We start from the raw sequence: 14,596 nt of genomic DNA on the forward strand, positions 1-14,596 counted from the left end.
CCGGCACAACGCAGGCGCGCCCTAGCTGGTGGAGACACCTAGCGCCGGCGGACGCCTAGCTGGTGCAGACACCGCCGTCGGTCCACACACCGGCGGTGTTGCTGCCGGGGGTGTCGCCCTGGGTCCACCACTTGGCGGTCCACTTGTGGGCCGGGGTGCCGTACTGCACGACCGCGCCACCGCTGTACGCGGTGCCGGCCTGCCACAGCGGCAGGCTGCAGGTGCCCGGAGGCGGCGTGGTCGGGGGACCGCACGCGCCGTTGTCCTGCCAGACGCTCTGCGAGTTCTGGCCCGGGATGTCGCCCTGGGTCCACCACTTGGCGGTCCAGGTGTGCCCGTTGTAGGACACGATCGCGCCACCGCTGTAGGCGGTCGAGGAGCTCCATGGGGCCGCGGTGCAGCCGGGCGACGACGGGGACGTCGACGGGGAGGTCGACGGCGACGTGCTGGGCGAGGTGCTCGGCGAGGTCGACGGCGACGTGCTCGGCGACGTGCTCGGCGAGGTGCTGGGCGACGTCGACGGCGACGAGGAGGACGTGGTCGGCGGGCCGGTGGGGCACGAGGCCGCCGAGCCGTTGATCGCCGAGACCGCCTTGTTGAACAAGACGTCCGCACCGTCGTACATCGAGAACATCATCGCGCCGGCCAGGCCGTTGCAGTGCACGTAGTCAGCCTTGGCCTGGATCGACTGGACGGACTCGCCGCTCCAGAAGTCGGTCCCGTTGTAGTAGTACGCGGCCATGGCCACCGGGTCGTAGAAGGTGTCCGCCGGGTTGTCCACGATCCCGGACAGTTCCTTGTACATGTGCACACCCGGCACGTTCCCGGACAACGGCGCCCCCGCAGCGGGGCCCGTCGCGCTCTGGTACAGGCCGTGCGAGCTGCCGGCCGGTACCCCGGTCCAGCCCCGATAGTAGAACGGGATCCCGACGTTGATCTTGTTCGCTGGGAACCCGCCTGGTATGCCGTACGACGAGTCGCCGACCGTGAACGCCTTGATCGCCTCGTCGAGGTTGTACTTGGCGTTGCCCGGCGGCACGTTCGACATGGGGTCGCCCGGGGCGCTGTAGATCGGCGCCTGGTGGTTCGTCGGCCCGGTCTTGTCCCACGCGCCGTGCATGTCGTAGGTCATGACGTCGCCGAACGTCAGGATGTTGCCGACGTTCTGCGTCTCGATGCCCGCCGAGATCTTGTCCTGGCCGGAGGGCAGCGCCGCCGACAGCGCGTAGGTCTTCGAGTCAGCTGACCCCTGAGCGTTCAGCTCGGTCCGGAATTCCTGAAGCAGAGCGGTGTAGTTCTGCTTGTCCGCGGCGGCGTAGTGGTTCCCGGTGTGGCCGCCGGCCGACCCCGGGTACTCCCAGTCGATGTCGAACCCGTCGAAGATGCCCTTGGCGGTGCCCGTACCGCCGTAGCCGCCCTGCGACGGGATGTTGCCCTTGATGAACATGTCGATGCAGCTGGAGACGAACTTCTTCCGCGAGGCGTCGGTCTTGGCCACGTCGGAGAAGTACTTGGAGTACGTCCAGCCGCCCAGCGACAGCAGCACCTTCAGGTTCGGGTGCTTCTTCTTGAGCTCCTGCAGCTGGTGGAAGTTGCCGACGATCGGCATGCCGTAGGCGTCGGCCGTGCCGTCGACGCTGATCGAGCCGTCGAAGGACTTCTGGTAGTCGGCGAAGGAGTCGCCGGCGCCGTCACCGGCGTTCGGGTCGTCCTCCCCGCCGGGGTCCGGGGTGGTCGCCTTGGTGGTCTCGAAGCAGGTCAGGTTGGTGGGGTCGATGTTCTCGAAGTCGTAGAGCAGGTAGTCCAGGTTGGACGCCGCACCGGAGGTGTCGACGTTCTTGAGGTAGTACGCGTTCTGGTAGATGGACCACTGGTCGAAGTAGGCGACCTTGAGTCCTCCGGAAGTGGCCGCCACCCCGGTGGTGTTGGTGTGGGCGGCGGCGGCCGGGGTGGAACCGACGCCGATGGCGGCGGTCGCACCCGCGACGATGACCGCGGAGGCCAACACCGCGGTCAGGGCTGATCTTCGTGACGCTCTCATGCCTTTCGCACTCTCCTGTGGCGGGAGGATTCGGACGTGAAGGGTTGGCGCATGGAGCTGATCCGCTGGGCGGCGCCGCCAAAAACGGATCGGGTGTCTCAGCGAAGAAGTACTGCTGTCATCGAGGACTGTCAAGCGTGAGGTCTAGACCAAGGTCTAAACCAACTGGATTAGACCATGAATATGGAGCCCCAGGTCAGAGAAACGTAAAACCTAGCGGGAAGCCCTTGACCGCAAGGTTCGCAACGAGGACCATTGCGCACGCCAGGCTGGTCTAGACCCCTCTCGTCATCTTCGAGGAGCCCCATGAGCCGCCCCTCCCACCACCGCCGGACCGCCCTCGCCGCGGCGGCCGTTCTGAGCCTCGCGATCGCCCCGATCGCCGCCGCCGGCCCCGCGAACGCGCACGCGGCCCCCGACACCTCCAAAGTCTCCGTGGGGTACATGACCCAGTGGGGCGTCTACTCCGGGTACTACACGAAGAACCTGGTCACCTCCGGTGCCGTGCACAAGCTCACCGAGATCGACTACGCCTTCTCCAACATCGCCCCGGACGGCACGTGCGCCAGCGCCGACGCGTGGGCGGACTGGCAGAAGCCGATCGACGGCGCGAACTCGGTCGACGGCACGTCCGACACCTGGACGCAGCCGGTCGCCGGCAACTTCCACCAGTTGCAGGAGCTCAAGAAGGCATACCCCGATCTCAAGATCGTGATGTCGGTCGGCGGCTGGTCGGAGTCGACGAACTTCTCGGCCGCCGCCGCGACGCCGGAGTCCCGCGCCAAGTTCGCGCAGTCCTGCATCGACATGTACATCAACGGCAACCTGCCGGGCGTCGCCCCGGGCGCGGCCGCCGGGATCTTCGACGGCATCGCGATCGACTGGGAGTACCCGAACGAGGTCGGCAACGGCAACCCGCACGGCCCGCAGGACACCCACAACTTCACGCTGCTGCTCGCCGAGCTGCGCAAGCAGCTCGACGCGGCGGGCGCGGCGGCCGGCGGCAAGCACTACCTGCTCACCGCCGACACCCCGTCCGGCGCGGAGAAGGTCTCCAAGATCGAGGTCGGCCCGATCTCCAAGATCGTGGACTGGATGAACGTGATGACCTTCGACTTCAACGGCCCGTGGGAGACCACCGGCCCGACGGAGTCGCAGTCGAACCTGTTCCCGTCGCCGTTCGACCCGGCGCCGCGCCCGACCCGGTCGAACCCGTACCCGGACAACGGCGAGATCTCGGTCGCCGAGGTGGTCGCCAACTACCTCGCGCACGGCGCCAGCCCGCGCAAGATCGCCGTCTCCATCCCGTTCTACGCGCACGGCTGGACCGGCGTCGCGCCCGGCCCGCACAACGACGGCCTCTTCCAGAGCGCGACCGGCGTGGCAGCGGACGTCAACTACAACCAGATCGCGGCGCAGCCCGGGACGGTGCACCACGACCCCTTCTCCCGCGCCGCCTACAAGTACGACCCGGCGACCAAGACGTACTGGACCTTCGACGACCCGCAGAGCATCCGTGACAAGGTCCTGTTCATCAAGGCCCTGGGTCTGCGCGGCGACATGACGTGGTCGTTGGAGGGCGACACCGCCGACGGGCAGCTGGTGAACGCCTTCGGCCTGGCGCAGTGACAGTCCGCTGATGATCCACGACGGTACGTGACGCAGCTCACATACTTGTTCCCGATCCTCACCGGGAACGAATAGACAGGGTGGCCCCTCTTCGACTCGACAGCATCCACCGCAGTCGAAAACTGGAGGGGTCACCCTTGTCTGTCGTGTCTGTTCCATCTCCGGCCCCGTCGCCGTACCCGATGCCGCAGGTCCCGGGCGTCCGGCACCGCTATGTGACCGCGCGGGGCGTGCGATTCCACGTCGCCGAGACCGGCACCGCCGCTGGTATCGAGGACGCCACGCCGATCGTGCTCGTCCACGGTTTCCCGCAGCACTGGTACGCCTGGCGGCACGTGATGCCGCTGCTGGCCGCCCGGCACCGGGTCCTGGCCGTCGATCTGCGCGGCTTCGGCTGGACCGAGGCCGCCCGGCACGGCTACGGCACCGGGAGTCTGGCCGACGACGTGATCGCGGTCCTCGACGAGCTCGGCATCGGGCGGGCCGCGATCGTCGGCCACGACTGGGGCGGCTGGGTCGGGTTCGCCGCCGCGCTCAGGCATCCGGAGCGAGTAAGTGCCCTGGTGTCGGTGAACATGACCCACATGTGGCCACCGCACCGCCGCGTACTGCCGAACCTGTGGCGGATGTGGCACACGGCCTTCGTCGAGCACCCGCCGCTGGGCCGGCTCGTGCTGCGCCGCACCGGCTTCGCGGGGTTCCTGCTCCGCCACTGGTCCGGCGATCCCGATCTGTGGGAACGCGAGGACCTCCGCGTCTACACGGACCTGATGCGCGATCCCGGGCACGCGCGCGCCGGGGAGCAGGTGAACGCGGCCTATGTGTGGCAGGAGATCTTCGGCCACCCGCGCGGCCGCTACCGCAAGGCGCGTCTGACGGTGCCGACGCTGATCATCGGCGGCGAGCGCGACGTGGTGATCCCGCCGCCGGTGCTGGAGGGCGGCGAGCGGCACGCGGACGACCTGCGCGTGGTGGTGGTCCCGGGGGCCGGGCACCTGCTGCCCCAGGAGCGGCCGGAGGCGGTCGCCGAGGAGGTGCTGAGGTTCGTGTCCTGATATCGCCTGATATCGGTGGCGAGCGCTATAGCCGGCGTCCGCCGTGCCTGTGTCCGTCAGTCACAGGTCGCCGTCGCGCGCCAGTTCGTCCCACGCGACGGCGGCGAGGTCGGCGCGGGCGGCGGCCGCGAACGGCAGGTCGAGCTCGAACTGGAACCAGGCGATGACCAGCATCGAGATGCCGAAGCCGTCGTCGCGGGCGGGATCGATCGGGGAGCTGTGGAACACGCCGATGCACTTGATCGGCGGGAGCAGCTCCTCGGGCTCGTCGCGGGGACCGCGCGCCGGGGACACGATCTTGCGCGGCGGATCGATGATGTGGACGCCCATGTGGGAGTAGCGGTGTGCGAGGTGCTCGCGCAGGCGCTTCAGGCTGTGGTCGTTGATCTCCGCCGTGGGAAAGCCTTCGAGGAAGCCGCCGTAGGTGCGGGACGCCTCGATCGAGATGAGGTCTATGGAGCGGCCGCCTGTCAGGCGCAGCGATGTCAGGCCCATCGGATCACGATAGCTCGACCCGGTGCCGGACCTTCGCCAGTGTGCTGCGAACGGTCCGGTCCCCGAACACCAGCGGCGCGATCCGGCGCACGCCGCGCGTGCGCACGGCCCCGCAGGCGGCGAGCAGCGTCGCCTCGCCGTCCGAGACCGCAGCGAAACCGCCGACCACGAAGCGGTCCTGCATGACGCACCAGCCGTCGCGCAGGTCGACGTCGAAGCGGCCGCGGTTGCCGACCAGGCCGGTGGCCAGCGCGGTGCCGTCGGCGCGGAGCTCGAAGCGGCGGATGAAGCCGATCAGCTCGGGGACGCTGCGGTCCAGGTCGGCCAGGTAGCCCCAGACCCGGTCGAAGGGCGCGGCGATCCGGGCCTGCGCGAACCCGCCGCCGGGCAGCGCCGAGGCCAGGACCCGCATCCGGCGCACCGGGTCCAGGTCGGCGACCGGCCAGCCGGCCGGGGTTCCGGTCATGAGTCCCACGCCTTCCGAAACGCCGATTTCGCTCGGCTGAGCCGTGATTTCGCGGTGCCCGCCGACACCGCCAGGACTTCGGCGGCGGAGCGCTCGTCCAAGCCCTCGACCTCGCGCAGCATGAGGATGGCGCGGTGCTCCGGGGACAACCGGTCCAGGACGTCCTGCACGTCCACCGCCAGCTCCGCACTCCCCGGCGCCGGGATCTCGGCCAGTTCGGCGGGCTGCTGGCGGGCGTTGCGCTGCGCCACCCGCACCGCCTCGCGGACCGCGATCCGGCGGACCCAGCCGTACAGCGCCGCCGGTTCGCGCAGGCTCCGCAGGTTCTGGAACACCGCGATCAGCGCCTCCTGCGCGGCGTCCGGACCGTCGGCGAGCGCGATCGGGGCGCACAAGCGGCCGACGTAGGGGGTGAGCTCGTCGAGCAGGCGGGTCATGGCCAGCGGGTCGCCGCGCTGGGCGGCCCGCACCCACCGCACCGCGTCGGCCCGCGCAGTGTCGGCCGGCCCGGTGTCGGCATGCGCAGTGTCAGCCCGCGCAATGTCGGCCCGCGCAGTGTCGGCCGGCACCCCCTCGCTCACCCCTTGATCGTAGCGAGCGGGCGAAAAACCAGTTGCGCGGCACCGGATCCGGTGGCAGCCTCTTCCCCGTCGCCGATCAGCAGGTCGCCGACGACCAAGTGTTTCTCCTGAAGGAGGTGGGGACAGTGGCTTCTTCCGTCGCTGCCGCGCGCGCGGATTCCCGTTCTGATCACCTCCTTTCTTCATGGAGAACACCACAGTGCCTCAGCACTCGCAGTACCTGAACGACGACTTCGACAACTTCGACGATGTGTCCGCGACCCCGCAGCGCATGCGGCGCCGCCAGGACCTGACGCAGGCCAACCCGAACCGCAAGGGCCGCCTCACCCTCGAAGAACGCGCGCGCCTGGCCATCGAGCGCGAGAACCAGGACATGGCGCCGCCGGAGGGCGACCGCTGGTCCAACTGGGCCGACTCCGGCCACGGACCCGAACCGCTCCCGGAGTGGGTGGTCACCGACCAGGGCGCGTGCGACCACGAGCTCGGCGTGCTGAAGACCGGCAAGGAGGCCGACGTCTTCCTGCTCCGCCGGGTCTCCCCGGACACCGGCCAGGAAGTGACGATGGCCGCCAAGCGCTACCGCTCCAACGAGCACCGCACCTTCCACCGTGACGCCGGCTACCTCGAAGGCCGCCGCCTGCGCCGCACCCGCGACATGCGGGCCATCGAGACCCGCTCCTCCTTCGGCATGAACCTGATCGCGCAGCAATGGGCGGTCGCCGAGTTCGGCGCCCTGTCCGACCTGTGGCAGTCCGGCGTGCCGGTGCCGTACCCGGTGCAGCTGTACGGCACCGAGCTGCTGATGGAGTTCATCGGCGACCCCGACGGCACCGCCGCGCCCCGCCTGGCACAGCTGCGTCCGGAGGGCGAGGAACTCGAAGACCTGTGGGAGCAGCTGGTCGGCGCCCTGCTGGCGCTGGCCGAGCGCGGCCAGACCCACGGCGACCTGTCGCCGTACAACATCCTGGTGCACCACGGCCGACTGGTCCTGATCGACCTGCCGCAGGTGGTGGACGTGGTGAGGAACCCCAACGGCCGCGACTTCCTGGCCCGCGACGTCCGCAACGTGGCGCAGTGGTTCCACGCCCGCGGACTGCCCGACCACCTCGCGGACCCCGAAGCCCTGATCGCGATGCTCGCCGCGGAGGCGAGGATCGGCTGAGCCCGGCCGAGGCGGCACACTCGTGTGTCGGCGCGCCCGGCGCCGACACACGAGAGGACCGCATGACAGAGCTCTGGGACCCGACCGGCACCCTCCGCCGCACCCTGTGGATCGGCGGCGCACAGTGGGCCGGCAAGACAACGGTGGCCCGCATCCTGTCCCACCGCCACGGCCTGACCGCCTACCACTACGACTACCACGACGCCCGCGGCCACCAGGACCGCCGGATCGCCCGCCGAGTGGCCCTCGGCGAACCGACGGAGAACCCGGACCCCGAAACCACCTGGGTCCGCACCACCCCCGAGGACATGGCCGCCGAGACCATCGCAGGCTTCCCGGTCCGCTTCGAATGGGCCCTGGACGACCTGCGCGCCCTGTTCAGCGAACGCCCGATCCTCGCCGAGGGCTGGGGCCTACGCCCCGACCTGGTGGCACCGATCCTCGACACCCCTCGCCGAATGATCGTGCTACTGCCGACCGAAGACTTCCGCCGGCACCAACTCGCGACAGTCCCACGCACCTCGACCCTGAATCGGCACCTCAGCAACCCCGAACGAGCCCAGGCCAACCGAATCGCCCGCGACCGCCTGGTCGGCGAGGAAGCAGCCCGACAGGCCGAGGCCCTCACCATCCGCGTGCTCCGCGTCGACGGTTCGCAGGACGCGGACGCGATCGCGGACGAGGTGGCGGACCACTTCGCTCCGTTCCTCGGCCGGGACCGGTAGGAGAGACGAGATAGGTAGCGAGGCGTTCGGCGGAGAACAGGCTGGAATCGGTCGGCGGCGATTCGGCACCGGTCAGTCGCGCCTCGGCATCGACCGGTGCCGAGGCGACGCTGATCGGTCACCGGTCGCCGGTCAGTATCGGCGCCGGCCGACACCAGTGCGGCGGTCAGCTCACCCCGTCAAATACTCCGCGAACCCGCCGGTCTCCACCGTCTGCCCGCCGGTCAGCACCGCGTACGCCTCGAACCCGTCCTGCTTCTCGACCCACTCCAGGCCGCGGTCCGGGCCCATCGCGAACACCGCTGTCGCGTAGGCGTCGGCGCGGGCTATCCGTTCGCCGATCACTGTCACCGAGGCGAAGCCGACTGCCGGGCGGCCGGTGAGCGGGTCGAGGATGTGGTCGCCGCGTTCGGTGGTGCCGGAGGTGGCGACGGCGAAGTCGGTGCCGGACACGAGGGCGACGAAGCGGCCGGGTTCCAGGGGGTCGGCGATGCCTATCGTCCAGGGGCGGCCTTCCTCGGCCTCGCCGTGGGCCTGCACGTCGCCGCCGCCGACTATCAGGTGGCTGCCGGAGCCGGACGCCGTCAGCAGGCGGCTCGTCTCCTCGATCGCCCAGCCCTTCACCCAGCCGCTCGGGTCGAGGCGGCCGTCGGGGCGGGCGCTGAAGGCGCCGTTGGTGTCGGCCTCGATCTCGGCGCAGCGTTCCAGTACCTCGGCGACTTCGGGGTCGTAGGCCACCGGCTCGCCGCGGGCCATGCGGCTGATGACGCTGTCCGGCCGGTAGGTCGAGAACTTGGCGTCGATCGCGTGGAGGCGGGCCAGCGCCTCCGGGATGCCGTCGCCGACGTCGGCCACGATCGAGAAGACTGTGCCCATCACCGGTTCGACATGCCGCACGCTCATAAGCCCGCCTTGTCGATAGCGCTTTGCAGCGAGCGCTGATATCCGTCGGCAGTGTAGGTCGCTCCGGAGACGCCGTCGATGGTGGCGCTTTGAGCTGTCATCGCCTGCTGGTTGAGCTGCGGGATCGCGTAGCTGTTGATCTCGCGGTCCCGGCCGCTCTCGGTCGGGTACTCCAGCACGTCGATCTTGGTGATCTTCTTGCCGCTGACGGTGATGGCGACCTGCACCGGGCCGTAGCGGGTGTCCGCCGCGTCGCCGGTGACGGTCTTGGTGGCGGCAGAGTTCGAGTTCGAGGAGCCCGAGCTCGACGACGCCCCCGAACTCGGCGTCGAACCCGCACCCGGCGCGGCCCCCGCGCTCCCCGTCGACTGGGACTGCGATTGAGATTGAGATTGAGATTGCGGTTGAGACTGAGACTGAGACTGCGATTGAGACTGCGGCTGCTGATTCTGATCCGAAGAACTGATCGAGAGCGTGCTCCCGCTCGCGCTCGGCGTGTCGTTGTGCGGCTTCAACCCGAGCAGCAGCACGACACCCGAGACGGTCGCGGTTCCGGTGACTATCGCGCGGCGCATGGGACACAGCCTCTCTAGAACTCGAACGATTCGTGGTGGATCCGGCTGCCGGGCACCCCGGCCTCGCGCAGCGCCGCGATGACGGCCTGCTGCATCGCCTCCGGACCGCACAGGTACACGTCGTGCGCGGTCAGCCCCGGCACCAAATGCTCCAGGCCCTTCGCCGTCAGCGTCCTGCCGTGCCGACGCCGGCTGCCGACCAGGTACACCAGCCGCGCCCCGCGCCGACGGGCGATCTCCTCCAGCTCCGTGCGGAACAGGATCTCCTGGTCGCTCCCGGCCCGGTAGACCAGCGTCAACTGCCCCGGCAGCGTCTCGAACAGGGCCCGGATCGGCGTGATCCCGACGCCGGCGGCGATCAGCAGCACCCGCGGCGAACGGGCCTTGTCCTGCGTGAAGGCCCCGTACGGCCCCTCGGCCCGGACCTTCGTGCCCGGCGCCAGCCCGGCCACCGCCGCGCTGTGCCCGCCGAGGTTCTTGACGGTGAACCGCAGGAAGTTCGGATGCGGCGCGGCCGACAGCGAGTACGGGCTCGCCACCCACCGCAGGCCCCGGGTCTGGAACTGCAACCGGAAGAACTGCCCCGGCCGCGCCTTCAGCTCGTCGAGCCGCTCGCCGCGCAGGACCACGGAGTACACGCCCGGGCCCTCGGCGACCACCGAGTGCACCCGCAGCCCGTGCCGCCGGTCGCGCAGGTAGGGCAGCAGCAGCCGGTACCAGCCGAGCACCGCCGCCGCCAGCACGTAGTACAGGCTCCACAGCGTCTGCTCCGGCTGCACCGACAGCTCGGCGCCGTTGACGATCTGGTGGCTGAAGGCCAGCGCGATCGCCAGGTACGTGGCCAGGTGCAGGTAGTACCACGTCTCGTAGCTCATCCGGCGGCGGGCGGCGCGCGCCGACACCACACCGGTGCCGAGCATCAGGACCGTGGCCAGCGTGCCCTTGATCATCTCCGGGTAGTGGAAGACGATCTCGACGCCCTCGGCCACCGGGTTCTTGCCGTCGGTGAGGGCGTACCCCCAGGTGATGGTGAGGATGTGGGCCATGACCAGGTACACCAGGTACCGGCCGCCGAAGGCGTGCCACCGGGCCAGCCGGTCGCTGCCGACCCGCCGCTCCAGCACCGGGAGCCGGGCCATCAGCAGCAGCAGGACCGGGGCCAGGTAGCCGGCCAGCAGGCCGGTGATGCGGCCGGCGCCGGTCAGCCAGCCGGCGGCGCCGCTGACCGAGCTGGTGCTGCGCCACCACGCGCCGAGCACCAGCACGGCACCCAGCCCGACCAGGGCCAGGGCCAGACGCGGGACGGTCTCCGGCGACGGCTTCGACCCGCCGGTCCCGGGCGGGACGGCGTCGCGTCGCAGTGCGGTCGTGCTCATGACCCGAGGTAAACAGCGGTTCCTTTGAGTTTCCTCAGAACAGCGGCCGAACGAGGGGAATCCTTAGGCAATCTTCACGCTGGGCCTCCACGATGTCGGCCATGTCTGTGAGCTCCATGAACCCGACTGAACCGTGGCGCTTCCTGGTCGTCGACGACGAGCCGGACCTGGTGGAGGTGGTCTGCGGGGCGCTGCGCCACGAGGGCTGGGAGGCGGTGGGCGCGCACGACGGCCGCGAGGCGGTCTCGGCGGCGGCGACCTACCGCCCGGACGCCGTCGTCCTGGACATGATGCTGCCGGATCTGGACGGCCTGGAGGTGATGCGGCGCATCCACGCCTCGCGCCCGGAGGTGCGGGTGTTGTTCCTGACCGCGCGCGACGCCGTGGAGGACCGGATCGCCGGCATCGCCGCGGGCGGCGACGACTACGTGGCCAAGCCCTTCAGCCTGGACGAGGTGGTGGTCCGGCTGCGCAGCCTGGTCCGGCGCACCGCGCGCGGCCGGGCGGGCAAGGCGCCGGGGCCGGACTGCCTGGTGGTCGGCGACCTGGTGCTGGACACGGCGGCGCGGGAGGTGACGCGCGGCGGGGAGCCGATCGAGCTCAGCCCGAAGGAGTACGGGCTGCTGCACTTCCTGATGCGGCACCCGCGGCAGGTGCTGAGCAAGTCGCAGATCCTGGCCGAGGTGTGGTCGTACGACTACGGCGGGCAGGCGCACGTGGTGGAGCTCTACATCAGCTATCTCCGGAAGAAGATCGACGCCGGGCGGCCGCAGATGATCCACACGGTGCGCGGAGCGGGGTACGTGATCAAGGCGGCGGCCCCGTGAGGGCCCGCCCGGCCGCGTAGGCTCGCCCCGTGCGCACGGGAAGCCGCCGCGCCATGGCCCGGTTCCGGCCGCGCTCCCTGCGCCGGCGGCTGATCCTCGGGCTGGTGGTGCTGCTCGCGGTGATCTTCACCGGGGTGGGGTTCGCCACCACGGCGCTGTTGCGCGCCTTCCTGGTGGACCGGCTGGACCAGCAGCTGGTGGCGGCCGGGCCGCACTACGCGCAGAGCCTGGAGCACGGGCTGGCCGACAACCCGCGCGCGGACACCCGCGGGCAGGCGCTGGGCACGTTCGGCGCGCGGGCGGCCAACGGCGTGGTGACGCAGTGCGGCGTGATCGAGCGGACCAGCGGCAACGGCACCGGCCCGGTGGCCCTGTCGCCGGCCGACGCCCGGACCCTGCTGGCCCTGCCGACCGACGGCACCGGGCACACGGTCCGGCTGTCCGGGCTCGGCGAGTACCGGGTGCGGGCCCAGCCCGGCGCGGACGGCGACACCCTGCTCACCGGGCTGCCGCTGGAGCACGTCGAGGACACCGTGCGCGAGCTGGCGATCGCCGAGGTGGCGCTGTTCGGCGGCGCCATGGTGGTCGCGGCCCTGGGCGGCGCGGCCTGGGTCCGGCTGGCGCTGCGCCCGCTGGACCGCGTGGCGACCACCGCCGAGCGGGTCAGCACCCTGTCGCTGGCCAGCGGCGACGTGGCCCTGGACGTCCGCGTCCCGGACGCCGACCGCCGCGACGAGGTGGGCCGCGTCGGCGCCTCCCTGAACCGGATGCTGGGCCACGTCGGCGACGCCCTGGCCCGCCGCCAGGCGGTGGAACGCCGGCTGCGCGACTTCGCCGCCGACGCCGGCCACGAGTTGCGCACCCCTCTGGCCTCGGTGCGCGGCCACGCGGAACTGGCGCTCCGCCGCGGCGAGCTCCCCGACGACGCCCGCCACGCGCTGTCCCGCATCGAGGCGGAGGCCCGCCGCATGGGCACGATCGTGGACGATCTGCTGCTGCTGGCTCGCCTGGACGCCGGCCGGCCGCTGGAGTCGGTCGAGGTGGACCTGACGCTGCTGGTGCTGAACGCCGTGGACGACGCGCAGGCCGCGGATCACGATCGGGCGGCCGGCGGCGATGGCGAAAGCGCTCCTGGCGACGGCTCGGACGGCGGTTCCGACGGCGGTTCCGACGGTGGTTCCGACGGTGGTTCCGACAGCCGTTCCGACAGCGGTTCCGACAGCGGTGCCCCGACCACCGTCCACGCATGGCGCCTCGATCTGCCGACCGATCCGGTGCTCGTCCCCGGCGATCCGCACCGCCTGGCGCAGGCCGTCGCCAATCTCGTGACCAACGCGCGGGTGCACACGCCGCCGGGCACGCGCATCACCGTCGGTCTGGCGCTGCGCGGCGTCTGGGTCCGGCTCACCGTCGAGGACACCGGGCCCGGCCTCGCCCCGGAGCTTGCCGAGCGGGTCTTCGACCGGTTCACCCGGGGCGACCCGGGCCGCTCCCGCGCCTCCGGCAGCACCGGGCTGGGCCTGGCCATCACCCGCGCCGTCGCCGAGGCGCACGGGGGCGAAGTCGCCGTCGCCTCCGTCCCGGGCCGTACCGTGTTCGTGCTCGTACTCCCGCTCGGCGTCACGCCGCGTAGTGCCTGAGGAACAGCTCCTCCAGCGTCGGCGGGCGACTGGTCAGGGACCTGATTCCCTCGGTGCCCAGGGCCACCAGCAGCCGGGACAGGTGCTCGGTGTCGACGGTGCATTCGAGCCGCACTCCCCCGCCGACGTAGGCGGGCCCTGCGAGTCCAGCGGGTCCAGCGGGCACAGCAAGCAAAGCGGGCACAGCGGCCTCGGCGCTCTCGGCCCTCTCGGCAGCCCCAGCGCTCCCGGCAGCCTCAGCCGCGCCATCGGAACCGCCCGCCGCCGAACCCGCCCCCAGCTCCGTGATCCGCACCTCGTGCAGCCCCGGGAACCCCTCGAACCCCGCCGGCAGCCGCTCCACCTCCGCGCTCACCAGCGTCCGCGTCAGATGCCGCAGCTCGGCCAGCGTCCCGGACTCGGCCACCCGCCCGCCCCGCACGATGCTCACCCGATCGCACACCGCCTCCACCTCCGACAGGATGTGGCTGGACAGCAGAATGGTGCGCCCGCGCGCCTTCTCCTCGGCCAGGCAGGCCCGGAACTCGGCCTCCATCAACGGGTCCAGGCCGCTGGTCGGCTCGTCGAGCACCAGCAGTTCGGCCTCCGAGGCGAACGCCGCGACCAGCATCACCTTCTGCCGGTTGCCCTTGCTGTACGCGCGGCCCTTCTTCCCCGGGTCCAGCGCGAACCGCTCCAGCAGCTCCGGCAGCCGCCCGGACTGGCCGGACTGGTCGGACTGGTCGGACTGGTCGGACTGGCCGGGCCGGCCGCGCAGCTTGGCCAGCATCGCCAGCACCTGGCCGCCGGACAGGTCCGGCCACAGCGCCACGTCGCCCGGCACGTAGGCCAGCCGGCGGTGCAGCGCCACGGCGTCGCGCCAGGCGTCCCGCCCGAACAGCCGCACCTCGCCGGAATCCGGGCGCAGCAGGCTCAGCAGGATCCTGAGCGTGGTGGACTTGCCGGCGCCGTTGGGTCCCAGCAGGCCGTGCACCTCGCCGGGGGCCACCGCCAGGTCGAGCCCGTCCAGCGCGCGGGTGGCGCCGGATCCGCGTCCGAAGGTCTTGACCAGGCCGGTGAGGGAGATCACATCCGTCACCGCGCCAGCGTACACCCCATGATCATCACATATCACCGAACGC

General features: G+C 71.0%; 14 protein-coding genes. 6 read left to right on the forward strand and 8 right to left on the reverse strand.

Annotated elements, in window-relative coordinates:
* Positions 1–55 precede the first annotated feature (55 nt).
* A complete protein-coding gene (locus ABD481_RS08110) occupies positions 56–2,041 on the reverse strand; it encodes a glycosyl hydrolase family 18 protein (RefSeq protein ID WP_344664928.1) in 1,986 nt (661 codons plus the stop codon).
* 306 nt (positions 2,042–2,347) lie between these two features.
* Between ABD481_RS08110 and ABD481_RS08115 the strand changes: the two genes are divergently transcribed.
* Positions 2,348–3,670, forward strand: a complete 1,323-nt coding sequence (locus ABD481_RS08115) for a glycoside hydrolase family 18 protein (RefSeq protein WP_344664929.1) — start codon at positions 2,348–2,350, stop codon at positions 3,668–3,670.
* 146 nt (positions 3,671–3,816) lie between these two features.
* Complete coding sequence (locus tag ABD481_RS08120; RefSeq protein WP_344664930.1) at positions 3,817–4,725, forward strand: alpha/beta fold hydrolase; 909 nt, start codon at positions 3,817–3,819, stop codon at positions 4,723–4,725.
* A 60-nt stretch (positions 4,726–4,785) separates the two neighbouring features.
* Here the strand turns inward: ABD481_RS08120 and ABD481_RS08125 are convergent, their stop codons facing one another.
* From ABD481_RS08125 to ABD481_RS08135, 3 genes are read right to left on the reverse strand one after another with little or no spacing between them, the layout of a single operon-like run.
* Positions 4,786–5,220, reverse strand: coding sequence for a hypothetical protein (locus ABD481_RS08125; RefSeq protein ID WP_344664931.1), 435 nt, complete (start codon positions 5,218–5,220; stop codon positions 4,786–4,788).
* Between the two features lie 4 nt (positions 5,221–5,224).
* A complete protein-coding gene (locus ABD481_RS08130; RefSeq protein ID WP_344664932.1) occupies positions 5,225–5,686 on the reverse strand; it encodes a hypothetical protein in 462 nt (153 codons plus the stop codon).
* Positions 5,683–6,123 (reverse strand): RNA polymerase sigma factor, encoded by a 441-nt coding sequence (locus ABD481_RS08135; protein WP_344665097.1) that lies wholly within the window; start codon positions 6,121–6,123, stop codon positions 5,683–5,685. The genes ABD481_RS08130 and ABD481_RS08135 overlap by 4 nt, the downstream gene beginning before the upstream one ends.
* A gap of 328 nt (positions 6,124–6,451) precedes the next feature.
* Here ABD481_RS08135 and ABD481_RS08140 point away from each other — a divergent pair, with 328 nt between their 5' ends.
* Together ABD481_RS08140 and ABD481_RS08145 are read left to right on the forward strand one after the other, a co-directional pair.
* A complete protein-coding gene (locus ABD481_RS08140) occupies positions 6,452–7,429 on the forward strand; it encodes a serine protein kinase RIO (RefSeq protein WP_425559120.1) in 978 nt (325 codons plus the stop codon).
* 62 nt (positions 7,430–7,491) lie between these two features.
* Complete coding sequence (locus ABD481_RS08145; protein ID WP_344664933.1) at positions 7,492–8,154, forward strand: hypothetical protein; 663 nt, start codon at positions 7,492–7,494, stop codon at positions 8,152–8,154.
* Between the two features lie 171 nt (positions 8,155–8,325).
* Here ABD481_RS08145 and ABD481_RS08150 read toward each other — a convergent pair whose 3' ends face one another.
* The 3 genes from ABD481_RS08150 to ABD481_RS08160 are packed head-to-tail and all read right to left on the reverse strand — an operon-like array spanning position 8,326 to position 11,008.
* Entirely contained in the window at positions 8,326–9,057 is a 732-nt protein-coding gene (locus ABD481_RS08150; protein ID WP_344664934.1) for an FAD:protein FMN transferase, read from the reverse strand.
* Entirely contained in the window at positions 9,054–9,587 is a 534-nt protein-coding gene (locus tag ABD481_RS08155) for an FMN-binding protein (protein ID WP_344664935.1), read from the reverse strand. Before ABD481_RS08155 ends, ABD481_RS08150 begins: the two co-directional genes overlap by 4 nt.
* 59 nt (positions 9,588–9,646) lie before the next feature.
* On the reverse strand, positions 9,647–11,008 hold the full coding sequence (locus tag ABD481_RS08160) for a ferredoxin reductase family protein (RefSeq protein WP_344664936.1): 1,362 nt from the start codon (positions 11,006–11,008) through the stop codon (positions 9,647–9,649).
* 101 nt (positions 11,009–11,109) lie between these two features.
* Between ABD481_RS08160 and ABD481_RS08165 the strand changes: the two genes are divergently transcribed.
* Together ABD481_RS08165 and ABD481_RS08170 are read left to right on the forward strand one after the other, a co-directional pair.
* On the forward strand, positions 11,110–11,835 hold the full coding sequence (locus tag ABD481_RS08165; RefSeq protein WP_425559121.1) for a response regulator transcription factor: 726 nt from the start codon (positions 11,110–11,112) through the stop codon (positions 11,833–11,835).
* A 53-nt stretch (positions 11,836–11,888) separates the two neighbouring features.
* Positions 11,889–13,475, forward strand: coding sequence for a sensor histidine kinase (locus ABD481_RS08170; protein ID WP_344665099.1), 1,587 nt, complete (start codon positions 11,889–11,891; stop codon positions 13,473–13,475).
* Here the strand turns inward: ABD481_RS08170 and ABD481_RS08175 are convergent.
* Entirely contained in the window at positions 13,456–14,553 is a 1,098-nt protein-coding gene (locus ABD481_RS08175; protein WP_344664938.1) for an ABC transporter ATP-binding protein, read from the reverse strand. The two genes, ABD481_RS08170 and ABD481_RS08175, sit on opposite strands and share 20 nt — an antisense overlap.
* Positions 14,554–14,596 lie beyond the last annotated feature (43 nt).

Origin of the sequence: Catenulispora yoronensis, from assembly GCF_039531695.1 — a bacterium.
Lineage (GTDB): Bacteria > Actinomycetota > Actinomycetes > Streptomycetales > Catenulisporaceae > Catenulispora > Catenulispora yoronensis.